Origin of the sequence: Marinospirillum minutulum DSM 6287, from assembly GCF_000422325.1 — a bacterium.
GTDB lineage: Bacteria > Pseudomonadota > Gammaproteobacteria > Pseudomonadales > Halomonadaceae > Marinospirillum > Marinospirillum minutulum.
Genome location: NZ_AULO01000009.1, coordinates 239,989 through 257,358, shown reverse-complemented (window position 1 = coordinate 257,358; position 17,370 = coordinate 239,989). Strand labels below are relative to the sequence as shown.

The following is a 17,370-nucleotide window of genomic DNA, read 5'->3' as shown; positions in this document are numbered from 1 at the left end:
GTACCTAACGAGGTTATTTGCTTACAACTGTTGATTAATTTCTAGTTCAACACGCTGCTGCCCATCAACATTTAGTACTTGTGTTTGTCCTTGCCAATCGCCTTCTTGTGCTTGAGGTGTACCACCTATTGCAATACGCGCTTGAATAACTACCTGCTTTGCAGAAGAAAGGTTGTTTTGTGGCATCATGGCTTGTTCATCACTAAGCACTAAGCTGGTGGGTAAGTCACTTACTTTAATACGTGTTGCAGCTAAGGGCGCACCAGCCCCCCCCACAGGCTGAGCAAAAACAAATACTGTAGCTCGTGGGTCGGCTAGCAAGCTGGCAGCATTACTAAGCTTTAGGTTAACAATAAATTGTGGTCCACTTGCAGTTAGTGGCTCCATTCCTAAGCGCTGACGTACATCGGCAATGCCTTCACGTAAGGATTCATCTGCTTCTATACCGCTAGCACGTGGTAAAGCGGCCTCCCAATAAACACGTGCTGCCTCCCAGTCTTGCTGTTGGTAGGCTGCCATACCTAATAAACTTAGGGTTGCTGGGTCTTTAGGGTCAACCTCCAAGGCTTGATCTATTAGGCTTTGTACCCGCTCACTTAAACGCTGACCATCTGCAAAGTAAAGGGCTTGTGCCTGTTGAGCTAACAACATTGCACTGGTACCTTCAATGCGAATAATCTCACCTATAGCTTCAGCACCTTTTTCTAGTTGGCCTAAGTCTAGGTAAACACGTGCCAATAATGACCAGCCCTGAGTATCGTCTGGGTTGGCTGCTACGGTTTCTTCTAAGCGCCTTAGCAGGCTACCAAAATCCTTACGACCTTCTTCAATTAGTTGCTGTTGTGCATACCAAGATTCCAAACCTAAGCGTCCACCAATACGCTCATAAAGCAGGAAGGAGGTTCCTAGTACAGCACCGATAACAACAACTAGTGCTGTTTTTTTGAAAAAACTACTTGGGCTGTGCCAAGTTTTTTGTTGGCGAATATCCGCATCATCTAGCAAGAGGTCTTCTATTTCTGCTTTCATTTGTGGGAAAGCATCTTCTTCTATACGACCTTCTTCTAAATCTAGGTCTAGCTGGGCTAGCTTTTGGCGGTAGAGAGTAATGTTGGCTAATTGACGGGCATGTTGCTGGGCTAACAGCTGTTTGGTTAATTTTTCTCTACGCAATAATGGCCAAATTAAAAATAATGCTGCTAAAGCAGCTAGTAGAAAGAGGCCGATCCATAAGGAGGTCATTTGGATTCCTTAGTATTCGATGAAGATAGGGTTGGGTCTGCGTTTTTTTCTAACTCAAGGATTTTTTGAATGCGTAACTGTCTTTCTGATAAAGACATTTTTGCCGTTGAGTGGGAGGACTTACGACTGCGCACAAGAAAAAAAGCTAGCAGCAAACCTAAAAAGACCAATGCAGGAGGTAGATACCATAATAACCAGGTATCACTACGCATGGGTGGATTATAAAGCACATAGTCACCAAAGCGCTGAACCATAAAATCAAAAATTTGCTGGTCCGTTTTGCCTTCTTCTAAAAGCCTATAAAGCTCTTGGCGCATATCATAGGCACTGGGTGAGTTAGAGTCAGCAATGCTTTGGTTCTCGCATTTAGGGCAGCGTAACTGCCCACCTACTTCTTTATAGCGTAGGCGGTAACTATCGTCACTAAAGTCATAAAGTTCGATTGCTGCTTGGCTAGTTGCGCTCAGCAAAAGAAATAATAGAAAAATTATCGATTTTTTTGCCATTTCTGCACCTCTGGCATAATGACTTGATCTACCAGTTGCGGAGTAATTACCCCAGCAAGGTGGTAGCGAACAATGCCTTCACTATCAATTAAGAAGGTTTCTGGTGCACCGTACACACCTAAATTAAAAGCTAATTCTCGCAAACCATCTTCTTCTACCAATATTTGGGTGTAAGGATTTCCTAACTGGCTTAGGTAGCGAAAAGCTTTAGCTGGTTCATCCTTGTAGTTCAAGCCGACAATGGGTACGCCAGCTTGTGCCATACGAACAATTTCTTCATGTTCGTCATAACAACTAGGACACCAGCTACCCCAAACATTAAGCAAAAAAACTTCACCAATTAAGTCTTCACGCGTAACAAGCAGATTCGGGTTAGTTAGCCTAGGCAAACTAAATTCAGGTAGTGGCTGCCCTATTAGGGCTGACTCTCTAGCAGAAGGATCCATACTTAACCCTTTGTAAAGAAAAATACCCACTAGTAGAAAAACAATTAAAGGAAGAAAAAGTAAAAAGCGCTTCACTTTACACGCCTCCTTTATTGATAGCTGTTAGCTGTTCTTGTGCTTTTTTGCTGGAATAACGGCGGTCAGTAATGGCCAGCACACCACCTAAAGCCGCAATTAAAGCGCCCAACCACAACCAGCGTACAAAGGGCTTGTAATGTACACGCATTGCCCAAGCATCGGCAGTTAACTCTTCACCCATAGCTACATAGATGTCTTTTAGAAAACCCCACTCTATGGCTACTTGAGTCATAGGCATACCGCGCACAGTGTACAAACGCTTTTCTGGTGTCAGTGTATTAATTAAACGTCCTTTAGGGTTGTGTACTTCAACAATGGCACGGTCAGCAATATAGTTAGGCCCTTCACGGTGAATTAGTTTTTTAAGCGTAAATTGATAGCCTTTAACTTCCACAGGCTGATCAATTTGCATACGCAAATCACGCTCTTCACCATAGTTAGAAACCATAGTCACGCCTAGCACAATAAGTGCTGCACCTATATGACCAAAGAACATACCTAAACGGCTACGACTAATGCCCAACCAACCTTTTTTAGTACGTGAAGCTTCCCACAAATCTCTAAAACTGGTGGTGAAGATCCATAAGACCAAGGTTAAGCCCAAGGCTACGTACAAGTGCCATTCGCCATCATAAACCCAAGGTAAAACAGCAAAACCTAGTACCAGCGTTATTACGCCGGCTAACCAGATTTTTTTCTTGAGTTTTTGCCACTGCATTTGTTTCCAATCTGTTAAAAGACCCAAGCCCATAAATACGCCTAACAAAAGCATTAAAGGAACAAACAGAGCATTAAAGTAGGGAGGACCAACTGATATTTTACCCGAACCAAGAGCATCTAAAATTAGCGGATAAAGTGTACCTAGCAGCACCATAATGGATGCAATAACCAAGATTAGATTGTTAGCTAACAGCAGAACATCTTTAGATAACAAAGAATAGCTAACTCGGGCTTTTAAGTTGGGCACTCTCAGGGCATAGACTAATAACGATGCACCCACGGTAACTGCCAACAAAATAAGTAGGAAGAAACCCCGCTCAGGGTCATTGGCAAAAGCATGTACTGAATTAAGTACACCAGAGCGCACCAAGAAGAAGCCCACCAAACTTAATGAGAAGGTGAAAATAGCTAACAGTAAAGTCCAGCTTTTGAACACACCTCGTTTTTCAGTAATGGCTAACGAGTGCATTAAGGCCGTACCCGTTAACCAAGGCATTAAGGAAGCATTTTCAACGGGGTCCCAAAACCACCAACCACCCCAACCCAGTTCGTAATAAGCCCACCAAGAACCTAGCGCAATACCAACGGTTAAAAATGCCCAAGCACTGGTTGTCCAAGGACGGCTCCAGCGAGCCCAAGCAGAATCTAGTTGGCCCGACCAAAGGGCTGCCAATGCAAAAGCAAAGGTAACAGCAAAACCCACGTAACCCATATACAACAGAGGCGGATGAAAAATTAGACCTGGGTCTTGTAAGAGCGGGTTAAGGTCAGCACCGTCTACTGGAATACGGGGCAAAATGCGATCAAAGGGGTTAGAAGTAAAAACGACAAACAGCAGCATACCAACACTTACAAAACCTAAAACAGACAACACCCTAGCCAGCACTTCTGCAGGTAAGCCACGACTAAGGGATACAGCAAAAGTCCAGCCAGCTAGAATAAGCAGCCAAAGTAACAAAGAACCCTCATGCGCTCCCCAAACAGCGCTCAGCTTATAAAACCAAGGTAAGGCTGAGTTAGAATTGGCTGCCGTGTAGGCAAGGCTAAAATCATCAAACAAAAAACTGAGACTGAGTAAAACAAAACTAATCGCTAACAGAGTAAACTGCGCCCAAGCTGCTGGCTGCGCATAGGCTAACCATAAAGGTTGGCGTGTAAAGCTACCAATAAGGGGTAAAAATGCCTGCACACAAGCCATAGCTAAGGCTAGAATCAGTGCAAATTGACCGAACTCTGGTAAATAAAGAACTTCCATCAAAAACTTCCTGATTAGTTAACGAACTCTGTTACTTGTTTGAGGTGTCACGTATAAAAGGGGCTGCTTCTGGCATTTCACCTGCAAGCTTAAGGGCTTCAGCAACTTCTGGCGGCATATAGTTTTCATCATGGCGTGCTAAAACCTGGCTAGCCATTAGCTCGCCTTGGTCATTTAAACGCCCCACAGCAACAACACCCTGACCTTCACGAAATAAGTCGGGTAAGATTTTTTCGTAGTTAATCCAAATTTCTTGGTTATAGTCAGTTACTGCAAAACGCACTTTCATACTTTGAGTGTCTCGCTCAACACTGCCCTCAACCACCATACCACCGGCACGAATCTCAGCACCTTCTGGCGCCTCACCAGCCACTATCTGAGTAGGTGCATAAAAGAGGTTAATGTTTGAACTAAGCGCATAGAGTGTTAAGCCTATAGCCAAAGACAAACCACCCACCATTAAACCAATGAGCATCAGTTTTTGTTTACGTTTAGGAGTCATAAGTTACTACCTCAATAGGCTATAAAAGAGTTATTTAGTCCTTGCCGCTTCCCTTGCTAATTGGCGGCTCAGTTGTTTACGGGTACGCTTTAAATTAAGCCAAGGTAGTAAAACGCTAGAGAGCAGTAACACCAAGGTTAGTGCGTAAGAGCTCCAAACATAAAGCCCATGACCACCCATATTGATGAAGTCAGACAAGCTATTAAAATACATAGTTCATTTATCCTTCAGTAATTCACGTACCCAGCCAGATTTAGCTTCACGGCGCAGCACTTCAGCTCTGGCACGCAACAACACTGACCAACCTAGTAGAGCGTAAAAACCCAACACCATAAATAGCAGTGGCAAGTACATGGAAGCAGGCATAGCCGGTTTTTCGGTTAATTTAATACTGGCTGGCTGATGCAGGGTGTACCACCAATCCACCGAGTATTTAATAATTGGAATATTAATAACACCTACTATAGCAAGCAATGCACAAGCTTTAGCAGCAACCTCTTGGGGACTAAGGGCTTCTCGCAAAGCCATAACACCTAAATAAAGAAAAAATAAAATTAACATGGAAGTTAAACGTGCATCCCACATCCACCAAGTTCCCCAGGTTGGCATTCCCCAGATAGCACCAGTAACTAAAGAAATGAAAGTCATGATTGCGCCTATAGGTGCAAGTGCTTGAGCAACCACATCGGCCATTTTCATTTTCCAAACGAGCAGCACTACGCCAGCAGCAGCCATCATCATATACACAGACTGGGCTAAAAAAGCAGCAGGTACATGAATGTACATAATGCGGAAACTATTGCCCTGCTGGTAATCCATAGGTGCATACGCAAGGCCTAGCACCAAACCTAAACCAAGCAATAACAAGCTACTCATAGCAAACCAAGGCAGCCACTTACCGGTTATTTGGTAAAACCACTTGGGCGATCCTAGACGATGATAAAGTGTTTTCAGCCAGTTCCACACGTTCCATTACCTGCCTTAAAAGTTATTCACCAGAAACAGCAATTCTTAATGCTGCTGCAATTGCCCAGGGCGATAAAGCTAAGGCTACTAGCGCCAAAGCAGCCAATAAAGCTAAGTGGGCAAGGGCAGTATGCCCATTAATAGCAGCCTGCATTGCACCAGTACCAAAGATAAGCACTGGCATATAAAAAGGTAAAACTAGCAGGGTCATTAATACGCCTGATTTACCTAACCCGGTAGTTAAAGCCGCACCTATAGCACCAACTAAGCTCAGCGCTAAACTACCTAACAACAAAGAAAGCATGAGTACGCCTTGAGCCTGCCAAGGTAAGTAGAGCATTATTCCCAATAAAGGTGCTAACAAAACAAGTGGCACACAACTTAACAACCAGTGCACTAAAACTTTAGCTAGACTTAAAGGTGCCACAGAATAGCCACAGACTAGCAGCTGCTCAAGCGAACCATCCTGCAAATCGGGTCGAAACAAAGCATCGAGCGACATTAGTACAGCTAGCAAGGCAGCCACCCAAAGCACTCCTGGCGCAACGGGTGCCAAAATTTCTGCAGTAGGCGACACACCTAACGGAAAAAGCACGACCACCAAAGCAAAGAAAACCAAGGGGTTGATTAAATCGCCCTTACGACGTACTTGAAGTTGCCACTCACGCTTTAAAGCCGCTACAAAGACACCAATTAAACTTGAGGAGTTCACTGCTTCACGTGTTAGGCGACAAAAAGCCGCAGGCTTTTCATTATTTATTTGGTTCATGTCACTTCACCTAGGGTTAGCTTTTTTAAGCCTGGTAACTCTTCAAGTGCATGATGACTCGTTAATATAACTGCACCGCCTGCTTGGCTATGCTTAATAAGCAGGTTTTCTACTGAAGCAACGGCAGTTTTATCTAGGGCGGTGAAGGGTTCATCAAGTAACCATACTGAGCGCTGAGTAAAAGTTAAGCGAGCTAAGGCTACACGGCGCTTTTGCCCTGCTGATAGCTGGTGACAAGGCTGGTCTTCATAGCCTGCTAAACCCACTTGGCTTAATGCGTTATCAAGTAAGGTTTCGTCTTTGATGCCTTCTAAAGCTGCAAACCAGTGAAGGTTTTCTAAGGGAGAAAGCTCGGCTTTAATACCAGCTAGGTGGCCTATAAACAACATAGACTGGTAAAAGTTGTCACGGCAGGTATTAATGTTATGTCCTTGCCAAAAGAGTTCGCCTTCATTAAAAGGCAATAGTCCTGCTAGCAAACGTAACAAGCTGGTTTTTCCTGCCCCATTAGGACCTTCTAGCTGCAATAATTCACCTGCATAAAGATCGAAACTTAAATCATCAAAAAGCAACCGCTCATCTCGCATACAAGATACCTTGCGAGCTGTTAGTAGAGCAGAAGTGCTTTTGGTTGATGTTTTAATCAAAGCAGGAGAACCTTACAAAAATGCAGTATAAATAGGGCGTACACTTTACTATGATCCAGCTTAAACCGCTACCCAGCTACAAGCAGCACTAACGCTTTAAGGAGATAAGCCTATGCAGGGATTACCGCAAACACCGCCAACCTCAAATGAATCGAGTAGCCTAATAAGGACAAGCGGAACAACGACTTTAGCAACTGAGGGTCGGCCTGTTTTATCACCTGGTCAGTCAACAACTGGGCAAGTTTTATCTAGTGAGCCTTTACAACAGGGGCAGGGTTACCGTGTACAGGTTCAGCTAAGTAATGGCCAGCAACTCAACTTAATTGCGGACAAACCCTTTCCAGAAGGCCAGCAATTACAACTTATGGGGCGTACTGAAGGTCAGGTTGAAGTTAGGGTCTTGTCACAAGCGGCTAGGCAACAGCTTGCCACCAGCCTAATAAGCCAGCTACCAGCAATGAAAGTTTCCTTAGCGACAGGGCAAACACTCCCTTTACAAGCAGGGCAAGCAAGTCGAGCTGAAGTGCTAGCTAGCCAACCTGCAAGTGGTCAAGGTTATACCCTTCGTTTAAAACTAAGTTCCGGCCAACAAGTCAGCTTAGTGTCTGACCGTCCGCTACCCATTTCCAGCCAAGTCCATTTGAATGCTAGCCTACAAGGCGGTTTAGAATTACGCTCGCTAAACCGAGAAACTTTGCAGCTACTAGATCAAATAAAATCACCTCTAACAGCCCTACCTAGCACAGCCAGCAGAACTTCAACAGCTACTCCTTCAAGCCTTGAAACCTTGCTTGCAAGTGCCAGTGCACAGTTGCGCCATGCTTTACCTAGGCAAGCACCTTTAGCTCAGTCTATGCAGCAACTTAGCCAATTGGTTCGTCAACTGAGCAGTACTACTTCTGCACCTGCACCGCTAGCCACTAGCAATACAAGTACTACCACTTCTGCTGCTACCCAAGCCACCCCAACAGCCAAACTGCTTGCTAGCCTAACAACTCAGTTAGGTGAGGCATTAAAACTAATCCCGCAAGGCAACCAAACGCCTTCCGCTAGCAGCTTGCAGCAATTTATTCCTTTTAGTGGTTTATTGTTAGAAGCCAACCTGCTTAGAGGTGTACAAACTAATCCAGCGGGCGGTGATTTAAAGCTATTACTACAACAAGCCAGTAGTTTACTGCGCCAAGGGCTTGCAACTACAGGTGATTCAACACCTCGTCAACAACAGGCTATGCAGCAGCTAGCACAGCAAGTACAAAGTGCAGAGTCGCGAATTCAAGTACTTCAACAAACCAGCCTACAAGCTAGCCAAGCTACACATGAACGAGGACAACCAGCTCAGGTTATTCAAATGGATTTACCCTATTCTGTTAGAGGTGAATGGTTTCAGGCTCAGTTAGAAATACGCCGCTGGATAGAAGAAAAAGAAGCCGAAGCGGCTCTTGAAGAAGTAGAAAAGAAAACCCGTAGTTGGGAAGTTAACTTAAGTTTTACACTTAAAAACTGGGGCAAAATTCATACCTTACTACGCCTAAAAGATGAGCATTTGAAGGCAGATATTTGGGTTGAAGCTGAAGAATCTTACCTACCTATTAAAAACCAAGCCGAGTTACTGGCTGCACGTTTAAGGCGTATCGGTGCAGATGTAGAAGAAGTTGCTTGCCATTTAGGCGAACCACCACCCACCATAAAAAAAGCTGGCCACCAACAAATTATTGATACACGGATTTAGTATGCGACTTGATAGAAAAAACTTTACCCGCCCTAAAACTGCAGTAGCACTTCAATATGATGGTTTAGGTGCACCAAGACTTACGGCTAAGGGTAATGCGGAAACTGCAGAAAGAATTATGGCAATTGCTGCTGAGCATAATATTCCAATTCATGAAGATCCTGAACTGGCAGCTGCTTTGGCACATTTAGACTTAGGTGATGAAATTCCAGAACTGCTTTATTTAGCAATTGCTGAAGTTCTATCTTTTATTTATGACTTAGATACATTGCGCAGTAAAACTAGCGGTAAATAAGCTAGTTATAGGCATAACGCTCTTCTTGGTGGGGGTGTTCTTTTTGGGCTTTAAGCTCTGAGTGAACCAAGGTAATTAACTCTGCTTCAACACGCGCAAGGCCGCAGTTGTTAATTAAATCTTCTGCTGAAGCACCCATTTCAACTAGGCGAACAGCATAGGCATAGGGAAGACTGCCAGGATCACGCTGTTCAAATTCCATTTGTCTTTCCATAGTTGAATTAAGGCGCTTTTCAACTTCAACCAAACGCTGACCCACACCGATAGCACCACTACCCATGGCATGAGTTTCATTGCGTAAGGCTTTAACTAGCAGATGGGTTTCTTGGCGTGCCTCAACTAGTTTTTGCTTCAGTTGGCGTAAATTTGAATAACAAATAAGCGCCATAATAAAACCTAGAGTGGCCAACAAGAGGGCTAGTAGCTCAAACCAACCAATCGTAGGTAATGTCATTAAATTGCCGCCAGTTCAGACCACTCTTCTTCTGACATCAGCTTGTCAAGTTCAACCAGGATGAGTAGTTCATTGTTTTTGTTGCAAACGCCCTGAATAAACTTAGCGCTTTCATCGTTACCAACATTAGGTGCCGTTTCAATTTCGGACTGTTTTAGGTAGACCACTTCAGCCACGGAATCGACCATTATACCAACCACCTGTTGATCTGCTTCAATAATCATAATTCGAGTGGAATCGGTTACTTCACTAGCAGGTAATCCAAAACGCTGACGCGTATCGATTACCGTAACAACATTACCGCGCAGGTTAATAATGCCTAATACGTAATCAGGTGCACCAGGCACAGGTGCAATTTCTGAGTAGCGCAGCACTTCTTGAACCATCATGACATTAATGCCATAGGTTTCTTCTGCTAGGCGAAAGGTAACATACTGGAGTACCAAATCAGTGGCACTTTCAGCCTGAAATTTTTGTGGGCTAGACATGGCTCAATCCTTTAGTTCATATTGGGGGAACACCCATTAATGTTAATGCTAATACACCTAGGGCATTAAAAATAGTACCTAGGCAATAAACTCTTAATCTAAATAAACCTTATTAGTCATCTAGGTTGTTCAGTGCGGCTAAGTTAGCAGGTTCTAAATCACCATGACCTTCTTTTAGTAGTCGGTCAAAGGCTGCAACGTCAATTAAAGCACACATATGCTCTATTACTGTTCCAGCTAACCAAGGGCGTTTACCCAAGGTTGTACGCCAGCGCACTTGCTCAGGCTTTAAGCTAATAGAGCGATCAACCTCGTTACAGGCCAAGCCCCAAGTACTGTTATGAATACGAATAATCAGTTTATAAGGGTCTTGGTTTTTTTCTACTAAAGCTGGCGGTAGTACCCATTGCGCTGTGTCTACCATGGATACATTCATATTATTGTTGCGCAACATTCCTATAAACCAACTAGGCTGACCAAAAAGTGGCGTTGGTTGCTTCTCAATTTTAATAATACCGCCTAACTCTACCAAGGGTACTGCAAGCGTTAGGCCTTTAACTTTAAATAACAGACATTCAAAGCGCTCCTGCGCCCAAACAGGGCGACCATCCTTCCAACCTGGTGGAGAAGGTGGCTGACCCGCTGCGGGTGTTTCTACTTGTTTTTCTTTACTGGTAACTTTAACCGCTGGCTTAGGTTCAACTTTAACCTTTTCTTCTATTTTAGGCTCTACTAGCGGCTGAACCACCTCTTGTGCAGTTTCAATTTCTTGAACAACATCGGCTAAAGTTTCTACAGCAGGCTCAACCTCTGGGAGTTTTAAATTAGGCAAAATGACCTGTGGCTGAACGGAAGGTTCATCTAGCTGAACAGGTCTAGCTAACGCTTCTGCTGGTGTTTTAGGAGCCTGTTGAAATGCCAACATAGATTCGCTTAGCTGGCGTGCTTGTAAAGATTCTTCTTGCTCTTGACGTCCAGCAGCTTTTTCTTCTACTGGGTTGTCATCGGTTAAATCATCATGCAACAAGGCTTCTAAATAATCTTCTATTGCTTGCTGAGGAGTATCTTGCCAACTCATTAGCTATCCTCCTTACCAATAACACCTTGCTTACGTAACTCTGCTTCTTTTTCTTGTAAGAACTTGAGCAGCACTGTGTAGGCATGCACACCACGACTATTAGGGTCTAACATAGAAGCAGGCATACCAACCACACTGGCATCACGAAACTTAGTATCAACAGGAACCATAGAGTGCCAAATGACATCGCCATAGGTATTACGAAGCAAGCGCAGACTTTGAATTGAAGCTTGTGTGCGTCGATCATAAAGCGTAGGCACAACAGTGTAAGGTAAGCCCTGTTTACGTGCTTTATTAATCATTTTTAATGTACGCATCATGCGCTCTAAACCTTTAATGGCTAAGAACTCAGTCTGCACTGGAATAATTAGTTGCTCACAGGCTGCCAAGGCATTAATCATTAGCAAACCGAGTACAGGTGGGCTATCAATTAACACATAATCAAAACGATTCCATAATTGTGCTAAGGATTTTGCTATAACCAAACCCATGCCACCTTTACCACTCATTTGGCGCTCAAGTGTTGCTAAGGCAGTGGAGGCGGCCATAATCTTCATACGATCATGGCCTGTATCTAGCAGCAAGCTAGCCGGCAAAGATTCTGGAATTTGCTTGTGTTGAAATAGGTCATACACACTTTTTTCAACGCTATCAGGGTCGTATTTAAAGTAACTGGTAAGTGAGCCGTGCGGGTCTAAATCAAGCAACAAAACCTGATGACCTCGATCCGCAAGAATGCCGCCGAGCGTCACTGCTGTTGTTGTTTTGCCAACACCACCCTTTTGATTAGCGACTGCCCAGACATGCATACCTGATTTAACTCCTGTTGATCACCTAAATCAGGTGACGTCACTTATTAACTTATCGGAAATATCCGCAAGGTTGATTATCTCATCGGCTAATCCAGCCTTAGCAATTGCCATAGGCATGCCATAGATAACAGAGCTTACTTCATCTTGCGACCAGACAACAGAACCCGTTTCTTTTAACATACGAGCACCTTCTTTGCCGTCTGAACCCATGCCTGTCAAGATTACACCAAGCACCTTTCCAGGGTAAACCTTAGCTCCTGAGCCAAAAGTTATATCAACACTTGGTTTATAATTTAAACGCTCATCACCATCGAGTATTCTAACTGAACCACCACCCCGTTTGTCGATCATCATTTGCTTGCCACCCGGTGCTAACAAGGCTAAGCCAGGCTTTAGTTGATCACCATCTTTTGCTTCTCTTACTTCAATTTTACAAAGACTATTAAGTCTCTCTGCAAAAGCACCAGTAAAAGTGGAAGGCATGTGTTGAATTAAAACAATAGGTGCAGGGAAGTTAGCAGGTAGCTTAGTTAATACCGTTTGCAAAGCCATAGGCCCACCTGTCGAGGTACCTATCATCAATAAAGAAAAATGACGTGGTTGGGGCTTAGGTTTAGGTGCAGGCACAAGGTTAGCTTTTGCCGCGGCACGCTCAACTTGTAATTGCTGCTGACTTTTCTTTGCATCTTCACGTCTTGCAGCTATACGCTCTGCAAGGCTTAAACGCTTTGTTTCTGGCTTTGCAGATTTAACTTCTGGTATAGGCCTAGGAGTGCCTGCTGTTTTTATTGGTCTTGTATTGGTTTGCCCAACACCACTTTTGGCAACTGTTAGCAGGCGCTCACACAATACACGCGCCATTTTCTCTATATTGCGTGAAATGTCTTCAAAGTTTTTTGGCAGATAATCGACAGCACCCGCTTCTAAGGCATCTAAGGTTACTCTTGCACCTTCATGTGTTAGTGAAGAGAACATAAGTACTGGCGTCGGTTGTTTTGCCATGATTTCGCGAACCGCAGAAATACCATCCATAACCGGCATTTCATAATCCATCGTGATGACATCAGGTTTGAGTGAAAGTGTTTTTTCAACAGCTTCACGGCCATTAGATGCTGTACCTATAGCCTGTAAACGTGGGTCTGTTTCTAACAACTCACAAACCCTTCGTCTAAAAAAACCTGAATCATCAACCACCAGAACGGTGATTGGCATTTTTATCTCCCAAACCTATTCATAACCAACTCAGCGACGACCTGTATAATGATTCAACAAGCCCGGAATATCGAGTATTAAAGCTATACGGCCATCACCAGTTATGGTTGCACCAGCTAAACCTGGGGTGCCATGCAGCATAGTGCCCAAGGGCTTAATAACCACTTCTTCCTGACCAATTAAGTCATCAACCACAAAGCCTACCTGCTGATTACCTATAGCAACCACAACTACGTGTGCTTCTTTCATTTCTTCTTTAGAAATCTCGCGTTTAGCAGGATCTCTAACTAACCAACGGCGTAGGTAGAAGAGTGGCAAGGTTCGGTCACGGATAATAATGACCTCATGACCATCTATCTTGTTTGCACGTGATACATCTAACTGGAAAATCTCATTGACGTTAACCAAAGGTAACGCAAAAGTTTGATCTTGTAGCTTGATCATAAGTGTTGGCATAATCGCAAGGGTTAGCGGCACCTTGATAATAATCTTACTGCCCTTGCCTAACTCAGACCAAACGTTAAGTGTACCGTTAAGCTGCGAAATTTTTGTTTTAACAACATCCATGCCTACACCACGACCAGAAACATCTGAAGCAACTTCTTTGGTGGTAAGACCGGCTGCAAAAATTAAGTTAAATGCTTCTTGATCGGTGAGTCGGTCGGCTGCATCTTGATCTAACTGACCCTTTTCTACTGCTTTACGTTTGAGCACTTCAGGGTCCATACCAGCACCATCATCAGCGATGGTTAGCAGAATATGATCACCTTCTTGCTCGGCAGATAGAATGACCTTACCTACACGATCTTTGCCATTTTTTTCACGCACATCTGGCATTTCTATACCATGATCTGCAGAGTTACGAACTAAGTGAACCAAGGGGTCGGCTAGCGCTTCTACTAGGTTTTTATCTAGGTCGGTATCTTCACCGATCATTTCCAGAACCATTTCTTTTTTCATGGAGCGGGATAAATCGCGAATAATTCTTGGGAAGCGACCAAACACCTTTTTAATGGGCTGCATACGCGTTTTCATTACTGAACTTTGCAAGTCAGCAGTAACTACATCTAGGTTACCTACTGCTTTTGCTAGCTCAGCATCGGCACTGTCAGAGCCTAAACGAACAAGGCGATTACGTACTAGCACCAACTCACCGACCATGTTCATTATTTCATCAAGGCGCGAAGTATCAACACGAACCGTCGTATCGGCTACAGCCTCTTTACGTGCTGGCGGCTTAGCAGCAACTGCTGGTGGTGCTGCAGCTGGCTTGCTAGTAGCTACAGCTTTAGAGGCTGGTTTGGCCTCAGGTTTGGCCTCAGGTTTGGCTTGAGGCTTAGCTTCCGACTTAACTACACCTGGACCTTTGCCTTTACCATGCAACTGGTCTAGCAAAGCATCAAATTCGTCTTCTGTAATTTCATCACTTGCTGCAGTGCTAGTTTCAGGCTTACTCGCTGGTGCAACGCCTGGACCCTTACCCTTGCCATGAAGTTCATCTAGCAGGGCATCAAATTCATCTTCAGTAATTTCATCGCTAGTGGCGGGTTCTGCGGCTTGAGGTGCTTGCGCTTCTTTTTCCATCGCAGCACGATCTTCAGGGCTTAAAGCATTAAGTAAACTTTCAAACTCAGCATCGGTAATGTCGCCATCAGCAGCTTCAACAGCTTCGTTGGCTGAACCTACCTCTTGGCTTGCTGATTCTTCATTAGGTGGACTGCCTGTCTCTTCACCTTCTGGCTGAGCATAGTAGGCAAGCGCTTCAATTAGGGCGGGGTCAGCATCACCAGGCATTTCATCCGAGCGTACTGTTTCAAACATCTCATTAACAGCATCTAGCGCACTAAGCACTGTATCCATTAATTCAGGTGTAACCTGGCGTTGATTTTTTCTAAGCGTATCAAATACGTTTTCAGCGTTATGACAGCATTCGACTAGGGGAGTGATTTGTAAAAAACCAGCACCACCCTTTACGGTATGGAATCCACGGAAAATAGCATTAAGTAAGTCAGGGTCATTTGGAGACTGCTCCAAATCCACCAACTGCTCTGAAAGTAGTTCCAGGATTTCACCAGCTTCTACAAGGAAATCCTGCAGAATATCCTGATCTGCGTCGAGACTCATCCATCGGCTCCTTTAAAACCCGAGACTGGAGAGAAGATCATCAACTTCATCCTGTCCTGATACAACATCAACGCCGCGTTTCTCTGCATTGACTACAGGCCCTTCGGGAATCTGCTTGTCGATAATCTCAGTGTTTTTATCAGTATCCTTAGGTTGGATACCCGTTATTCTATCCACTTGACTAGCCATTTTAACTAAATGAACCAGACTGTCTTCTACTTCATGTACCAGAGTGATTACTTTTTTTACGACTTGACCTGTTAGGTCTTGGTAATCCTGCGCTAAAGTGATCTCACTAAAGTTACCACTAAGCACATCCGTCTGTCGTTCAGTTTCTACCAAAAAGGTATCAATGCGCCGATACAGGTCTCGGAATTCCTGTGGTTTCATTTCACGACGAATCAGACGTCCCCACTCATTACGCAATAAAGCGGCTTCTTTACCTAGTTCACTTACAATAGGTAAACACTCTTCTACCTTATCCATAGTGCGATTGGCAGCATTTTGGGTAAGGTTAATTACATAGTTAAGACGATCAGTGGCATCAGCCATCTCAGAAAGTGTTTTATCCTGATCAACTGCTGCACGAGTATCAACATGAAAATCTCTGATAGCATCGTGCAGGGCGCGTGTTAACTGCCCTACCTGCTGATACAAGTCTCTATTACGCGCATCGTTGATGGTCTGTAACAAGTTAACAGCATCGGCCAGAGCACCCTGCTCAATTTTATCAACCAGCTCACTGGTTGTATTGCGCAATAACTCTTCAAAACTTTCCGGTACTTCGCTTTGTTCAGATATGCATCTACCTTGGCTCTATAATAAATGATGAAAAGCCATTATTTTTGGATGCGCTCAAAGATTTTCTCAATCTTTTCCTTTAGAACAGCTGCAGTAAAAGGCTTCACAATATAACCATTAACACCAGCCTGCGCTGCTGCAACAATTTGCTCACGCTTAGACTCAGCAGTAACCATTAGAATTGGTAAATCTTTCAAGTCTGGATCGGCACGCACATGCTTTAACAAGTCGAAACCTGTCATACCTGGCATATTCCAATCAGTTACTAAAAAATCATAGTTACCGGCATTCAGCATGGGTATCGCTGTAAGACCGTCATCTGCTTCATGTGTGTTATTAAAACCCAAATCACGAAGCAAGTTTTTTATGATCCTTCTCATAGTAGCAAAATCGTCGACAATGAGAATCTTCATATCTTTATTCAAGGCAACCTCCGTTAAACCTTGCAAACAGCGGTAATGATATTAGTAGAACAACACCTGAAGAGAGGCATGCTATACATTTTTCCAGTCGGCAAGCCTTCCGCGCAACCGCGCTGCAGCTTGACTAAGAATCTGACTGACTCGGGACTCACTCACATTTAGAATGGCACCTATCTCTTTCAGATTCAGTTCTTCGTTATAGTACAGAGAAAGTACCATTTGTTCACGCTCAGGCAAAGCTGAAATTGCATCTGCCAACGATTCCTGAAACCGTGATTCTTGTACTTCAGCATAAGGTTCTTCCGCATTTTGATCGGGCACCTCATAGGCTGAGTCTTCCTGGCTATTTATTTCTTCAAAACTAAATAACCTTGAACCTGCAGTATCAGCTAGATACTGGTTATATTCTTTAAGTGAAACACCCATTTCTTCGGCTATTTCATGATCTTGAGCATCCCGCCCTGTGCGACCTTCTATTGTCCTTACCGCTTCAGTTACTCGACGACTGTTTTTGTGGACTGATCTAGGCACCCAGTCTTGTCGACGCACTTCATCAAGCATGGCACCTCTAATACGTATAGAGGCGAAGGTTTCAAAGCTAGCGCCTTTTTCAGCATCAAAGTTACGTGACGCTTCAATTAACCCCATTGAACCGGCTTGCAGTAAATCGTCTAACTCCACTGTAGCAGGCAAACGCCCTAATAAATGGTAGCCAATTTTGCGCACCAAAAGCGAATGCTTCTCTAGCAACCTTGCATCTGCAAGCTGTTGGTTGCGGGAGTAAAGACTAAGACCCTTGGTTGCTGTCATTTATTAAGCTCACT

Annotated in this window: 20 protein-coding genes; 2 read left to right on the top strand and 18 right to left on the bottom strand. The window is 44.0% G+C overall.

Translation table 11 applies throughout. The features are described from left to right. Positions 1–21: 21 nt before the first annotated feature. From ccmI to ccmA, 9 genes are read right to left on the bottom strand one after another with little or no spacing between them, the layout of a single operon-like run. Entirely contained in the window at positions 22–1,242 is a 1,221-nt protein-coding gene (ccmI, locus tag H571_RS0103020) for a c-type cytochrome biogenesis protein CcmI (RefSeq protein ID WP_027848017.1), read from the bottom strand. After that, on the bottom strand, positions 1,239–1,748 hold the full coding sequence (locus H571_RS14010) for a cytochrome c-type biogenesis protein (protein WP_051168108.1): 510 nt from the start codon (positions 1,746–1,748) through the stop codon (positions 1,239–1,241). The genes ccmI and H571_RS14010 overlap by 4 nt, the downstream gene beginning before the upstream one ends. Further along, positions 1,730–2,269, bottom strand: a complete 540-nt coding sequence (locus H571_RS0103010; RefSeq protein ID WP_027848016.1) for a DsbE family thiol:disulfide interchange protein — start codon at positions 2,267–2,269, stop codon at positions 1,730–1,732. Before H571_RS0103010 ends, H571_RS14010 begins: the two co-directional genes overlap by 19 nt. 1 nt (position 2,270) lies before the next feature. Beyond that, the gene (locus H571_RS0103005) at positions 2,271–4,247 is read right to left on the bottom strand and encodes a heme lyase CcmF/NrfE family subunit (RefSeq protein ID WP_027848015.1); all 1,977 of its coding nucleotides are present in this window, start codon (positions 4,245–4,247) and stop codon (positions 2,271–2,273) included. A 31-nt stretch (positions 4,248–4,278) separates the two neighbouring features. After that, complete coding sequence (gene ccmE / locus H571_RS0103000) at positions 4,279–4,749, bottom strand: cytochrome c maturation protein CcmE (RefSeq protein ID WP_027848014.1); 471 nt, start codon at positions 4,747–4,749, stop codon at positions 4,279–4,281. A gap of 30 nt (positions 4,750–4,779) precedes the next feature. After that, on the bottom strand, positions 4,780–4,962 hold the full coding sequence (gene ccmD, locus H571_RS0102995; protein WP_027848013.1) for a heme exporter protein CcmD: 183 nt from the start codon (positions 4,960–4,962) through the stop codon (positions 4,780–4,782). A 3-nt stretch (positions 4,963–4,965) separates the two neighbouring features. Continuing rightward, complete coding sequence (locus H571_RS0102990) at positions 4,966–5,715, bottom strand: heme ABC transporter permease (protein WP_027848012.1); 750 nt, start codon at positions 5,713–5,715, stop codon at positions 4,966–4,968. Between the two features lie 22 nt (positions 5,716–5,737). Beyond that, positions 5,738–6,484 (bottom strand): heme exporter protein CcmB, encoded by a 747-nt coding sequence (gene ccmB, locus H571_RS0102985; RefSeq protein ID WP_027848011.1) that lies wholly within the window; start codon positions 6,482–6,484, stop codon positions 5,738–5,740. After that, on the bottom strand, positions 6,481–7,131 hold the full coding sequence (gene ccmA / locus H571_RS0102980; RefSeq protein ID WP_342664327.1) for a cytochrome c biogenesis heme-transporting ATPase CcmA: 651 nt from the start codon (positions 7,129–7,131) through the stop codon (positions 6,481–6,483). Before ccmA ends, ccmB begins: the two co-directional genes overlap by 4 nt. Positions 7,132–7,243: 112 nt before the next feature. Between ccmA and H571_RS0102975 the strand changes: the two genes are divergently transcribed. Beyond that, positions 7,244–8,860: a flagellar hook-length control protein FliK gene (locus H571_RS0102975; RefSeq protein ID WP_027848009.1), complete on the top strand. Its 1,617-nt coding sequence runs from the start codon at positions 7,244–7,246 to the stop codon at positions 8,858–8,860. Position 8,861: 1 nt separating this feature from the next. Then, a complete protein-coding gene (locus H571_RS0102970; RefSeq protein WP_027848008.1) occupies positions 8,862–9,155 on the top strand; it encodes an EscU/YscU/HrcU family type III secretion system export apparatus switch protein in 294 nt (97 codons plus the stop codon). 1 nt (position 9,156) lies between these two features. On the opposite strand, the gene H571_RS0102965 is transcribed toward H571_RS0102970, so the two are convergent. From H571_RS0102965 to H571_RS0102925, 9 genes are all read right to left on the bottom strand, one after another. After that, positions 9,157–9,609 (bottom strand): DUF2802 domain-containing protein, encoded by a 453-nt coding sequence (locus H571_RS0102965; RefSeq protein ID WP_027848007.1) that lies wholly within the window; start codon positions 9,607–9,609, stop codon positions 9,157–9,159. After that, on the bottom strand, positions 9,609–10,097 hold the full coding sequence (locus H571_RS0102960; RefSeq protein WP_027848006.1) for a chemotaxis protein CheW: 489 nt from the start codon (positions 10,095–10,097) through the stop codon (positions 9,609–9,611). Before H571_RS0102960 ends, H571_RS0102965 begins: the two co-directional genes overlap by 1 nt. A gap of 112 nt (positions 10,098–10,209) precedes the next feature. Further along, complete coding sequence (locus H571_RS14005; protein WP_051168106.1) at positions 10,210–11,175, bottom strand: chemotaxis protein CheW; 966 nt, start codon at positions 11,173–11,175, stop codon at positions 10,210–10,212. Beyond that, a complete protein-coding gene (locus H571_RS14000) occupies positions 11,175–11,984 on the bottom strand; it encodes a ParA family protein (protein WP_051168105.1) in 810 nt (269 codons plus the stop codon). Before H571_RS14000 ends, H571_RS14005 begins: the two co-directional genes overlap by 1 nt. 30 nt (positions 11,985–12,014) lie before the next feature. Further along, positions 12,015–13,199 carry a protein-glutamate methylesterase/protein-glutamine glutaminase gene (locus tag H571_RS0102945; RefSeq protein WP_027848005.1) on the bottom strand — a complete coding sequence of 395 codons (1,185 nt, stop codon included), beginning with the start codon at positions 13,197–13,199 and terminating at the stop codon, positions 12,015–12,017. A 30-nt stretch (positions 13,200–13,229) separates the two neighbouring features. Next, entirely contained in the window at positions 13,230–15,323 is a 2,094-nt protein-coding gene (locus tag H571_RS0102940) for a chemotaxis protein CheA (RefSeq protein WP_027848004.1), read from the bottom strand. Between the two features lie 12 nt (positions 15,324–15,335). Beyond that, a complete protein-coding gene (locus tag H571_RS0102935) occupies positions 15,336–16,082 on the bottom strand; it encodes a protein phosphatase CheZ (RefSeq protein ID WP_211219748.1) in 747 nt (248 codons plus the stop codon). An 80-nt stretch (positions 16,083–16,162) separates the two neighbouring features. Continuing rightward, a complete protein-coding gene (locus H571_RS0102930) occupies positions 16,163–16,537 on the bottom strand; it encodes a chemotaxis response regulator CheY (RefSeq protein WP_036217447.1) in 375 nt (124 codons plus the stop codon). An 81-nt stretch (positions 16,538–16,618) separates the two neighbouring features. Further along, positions 16,619–17,356: an RNA polymerase sigma factor FliA gene (locus H571_RS0102925; RefSeq protein ID WP_027848001.1), complete on the bottom strand. Its 738-nt coding sequence runs from the start codon at positions 17,354–17,356 to the stop codon at positions 16,619–16,621. Between the last annotated feature and the right edge of the window lie 14 nt (positions 17,357–17,370).